At 61.2% G+C, this 3,151-nt stretch carries 4 protein-coding genes; 1 reads left to right on the top strand and 3 read right to left on the bottom strand.

What is annotated here, in order from left to right:
• The coding region (locus tag K7H22_RS00135; protein ID WP_230798489.1) for a VIT1/CCC1 transporter family protein at positions 1-446 on the bottom strand (446 nt) is incomplete at its 3' end.
• Positions 443-2,350 carry a heavy metal translocating P-type ATPase gene (locus K7H22_RS00130; protein WP_230798488.1) on the bottom strand — a complete coding sequence of 636 codons (1,908 nt, stop codon included), beginning with the start codon at positions 2,348-2,350 and terminating at the stop codon, positions 443-445. The genes K7H22_RS00135 and K7H22_RS00130, both read right to left, overlap by 4 nt.
• Before the next feature lie 27 nt (positions 2,351-2,377).
• Here K7H22_RS00130 and K7H22_RS20210 point away from each other — a divergent pair, with 27 nt between their 5' ends.
• The gene (locus K7H22_RS20210) at positions 2,378-2,773 is read left to right on the top strand and encodes a DUF3987 domain-containing protein (protein WP_419248129.1); all 396 of its coding nucleotides are present in this window, start codon (positions 2,378-2,380) and stop codon (positions 2,771-2,773) included.
• Here K7H22_RS20210 and K7H22_RS00125 read toward each other — a convergent pair.
• Positions 2,737-3,151 (bottom strand): integrase core domain-containing protein (locus K7H22_RS00125; protein WP_230798487.1); only part of this gene is annotated, 415 nt, incomplete at its 5' end. The two genes, K7H22_RS20210 and K7H22_RS00125, sit on opposite strands and share 37 nt — an antisense overlap.

Raw genomic sequence — 3,151 nt, 5'->3', positions numbered from 1 at the left:
GCCTGGATTGGATGCGCGGTCACCGTCTCTGAAATCCCCAATTCGTCCCGCGCATGGGTTGCCAGCGCATCCCGCTCGGTCAACTGGATCGCAACCTTGGTGGCAAGGTCGCGGTCAAGTCCTCGCGCAACGTAGATCTGTGTCAGCTCTTCCAACTCGGCCTCCGGCGTTTCCGCAAGTTCGCCTGTCTCGCGCGCAAGGTCTGCCTGCTCTGCATCTGTCTGGGAACTGACCGAGACATATTCGCCCGCCGCCATGGACATGGCTCCGGCCATAAGACCGGCAAGACCGGCAATCAGCACCTCGGGCTTGTCGGAACCAGCCGCAGCGACGCCGACGACAAGGCTGGATGTCGACACCAGCCCGTCATTTGCGCCAAGCACAGCCGCGCGCAACCATCCGATACGATGCACCATGTGGATTTCAGAATGCGAAAGACGGCTCATGCCATTGTTCCTTGTGAAAGGTCTGTTTTCAAAGAATGTTCGGAGGGTGGAGCATCGGACAGGCCGGGCCTGGGAGAAATGCGCAAGGCACGCAGTGCGTTCAGAATAACTGCAACGTCAATCACTTCTTGCAACAAAGCGCCCTGCACAGGTGTGAGATAGCCCAAGGCGGCAGCGATCATGCCAAGCACGGAAAAACCGATCCCTGCGACCACGCTTTCAACTGCGATCCGCCGCGATGCGCGGGCGATTTCCATACCCGGTCCGATCCGGTCCAGCCGATCTACCAGCAAGACGACATCAGCCGCCTCGGCCGAGGCTGCGGCCCCGCGTGCGCCCATGGCCACCCCGACATCGGCTGCGGCAAGCGCTGGCGCGTCGTTGACCCCGTCGCCAATCATCATGACGGGGCCGTTCTTGCGCTCGCTGAGCAATAGAAGCACTTTCTGATCCGGCGTCAGGTCCGCGCGTATTCCGTCAAGCCCAAGCCCTGCTGTCACCCGTGTTGCCACATCGGCCCGGTCGCCGGTCGCCAAAAGAATGCGCGCGATCCCCTGTTCGCGCAGACGCGCGATCATATCAGCCGCCCCCTCGCGCAGAGGGTCCGACATCACAAGATGCCCGGCCAACTGGCCATCCACGGCCAAGGCAACTACAACCGCGCCCGCTTCTATATCGGGATGTGAAACCGCCGGCTCCTGAACGCGCTGCAAGACAAAACCAAGGCCCCCCACAACGACCTGGCGGTCCTCGATAAAGCCAACCACGCCTTCACCGGGGATTTCGGCCACATCCTGCGGAACCGGCAACGTCAGACCGCGCAGTTTTGCGGCCGCGACAATCGCCTGCGCGACCGGATGTTTCGAGGCCTGATCAAGAGCTGCGGCAAAACGCAGGATCTGCGTCTCGTCCATCCCGTCGGCAGTAACGATCCTGACGATCTGTGGCCGCCCGTCCGTCAGTGTGCCGGTCTTGTCCAGGATCAGGGTGCTGATCCGCGCCATGGATTCCAGCGCCCCTGCCCCCTTGATCAGCACACCGAAATGCGCGGCGCGCGACAGGCCCGCGACCAGTGCCACCGGCACGGCAAGGATCAAGGGACACGGCGTTGCGACCACCAACACCGCGACGGCGCGGATCGGATCACCCGTGAACCACCACGCCGCCAATGCGATGCTCACCGTTATGACCAGAAAACCCAAGGACCAGCGGTCCGCCAGACGTGACATCGGTGCCTTGGAGGCCTGCGCCTGCTCGACCAGACGCACGATCCCCGCATAGGTGCTGTCCTTCGCGGGCCGGGTCGCTGTCAGGTCAAAAGCTTCGCCCGCATTGGTCGAGCCACTCATGACGTCAGAGCCCCGCGTCAGCCGCACTGGCAGCGACTCGCCGGTCAGTGCGGATGTGTCCAGAAATGCTCCGTCTGATGACACTGTGCCATCAACCGGAACCACATCGCCTTGCCGGATCAGCAACCGGTCGCCTGGCGCAACCTCATCGAGGGGGACATCCTGAAGTCCCCCATTCTGATGGCGGGTTGCTGTCCGAGGAACGCGGGACAAGAGAGTGTGCATCTCGCGGCGAGCACGGCCTTCGGCAAAGCTTTCAAGGAAGGTTCCGCCGGAATACATGACAGCAACGACCGCCGCGGCAAGTGTTTCTCCGAACACAAGCGCCGCTGTCATCGACAACGCCGCCACGATATCGAGGCCGATCTCACCCCGCCCGATACTGCGCAGGATCTCAACAAAAAGAGCCAAAAGCGCAGGCAAGACCCCTGCAATCCAGACCAGACTTGCGATGTCGGATCTGCCGAAGACATAGAAAGCAAGCCCGGCAGACAAACCAAGCACCGCAAGAAACAGAATGCCGGTCTTGAAACGGTCTGACGCTGTTGCTTCCATTCTGCGGGTCTCCGTTCGGCTCAGCTTATGGCCGTTGGATTTTCGGAAAACAGGTCTCCGACTCCAACACCCCTGATGCTGCCAACAGCATCGCGCAGCAGGAAGAGAGTGTCGAGCCTGAGGTTCATGGCAGCGGAAGCGGATCTACATGTATTGGTGGCGGAACCCGCTGCACCGCCGTCCTCTGACCGAACTGTGACCGAACCGACCTTCGAAGGGCTGACAAAGCTTTTCGACACGGGGCAACCCAGCCCTGGCCTACTCTCGGACGAAGGCGGGCAATTTCTTGGCGGGCACGCCATGAACTCGAACAAACGGCAAAAGACGCCGGCCGCCTTGAGTGACTTTGAACCGCCCCGGTTTAACCGGAGACCTATAGCTTCATTTCACGCGACCATATCGAGCACGTCGTGCTGTGCATAGTAGTTCTGTTCAGCCTCCGCTGGCGGGATGTTTCCGATGGGACCAAGCAGACGCCGGTTGTTGAACCAATCGACCCAGCCGAGGGTGGCCATTTCCAGATCCTGCATGTTGCGCCACGGGCCCCGACGATGAACCAGCTCGGCTTTGTAGAGACCATTTATCGTTTCAGCGAGGGCGTTGTCGTAGGAATCCCCGACGCTGCCGACCGACGGTTCGATGGCAGCCTCAGCCAAACGCTCGGTGTAGCGAATTGACAAGTATTGCCCGCCGCGGTCCGAATGGTGAACCAGTCCACTGTTCTGGACGGGCCGTCGATCGTGCAGGGCCTGCTCCAAAGCTTCGAGAACAAAGTCCGTTTTGGCAGACCGTGAGACCCGC

This window comes from Seohaeicola saemankumensis (genome assembly GCF_021021435.1).
Classification (GTDB): Bacteria; Pseudomonadota; Alphaproteobacteria; order Rhodobacterales; family Rhodobacteraceae; genus Seohaeicola.
The sequence above is the reverse complement of the archived record's forward strand: the minus strand, read 5'-3'. Positions and strand labels throughout refer to the sequence as shown.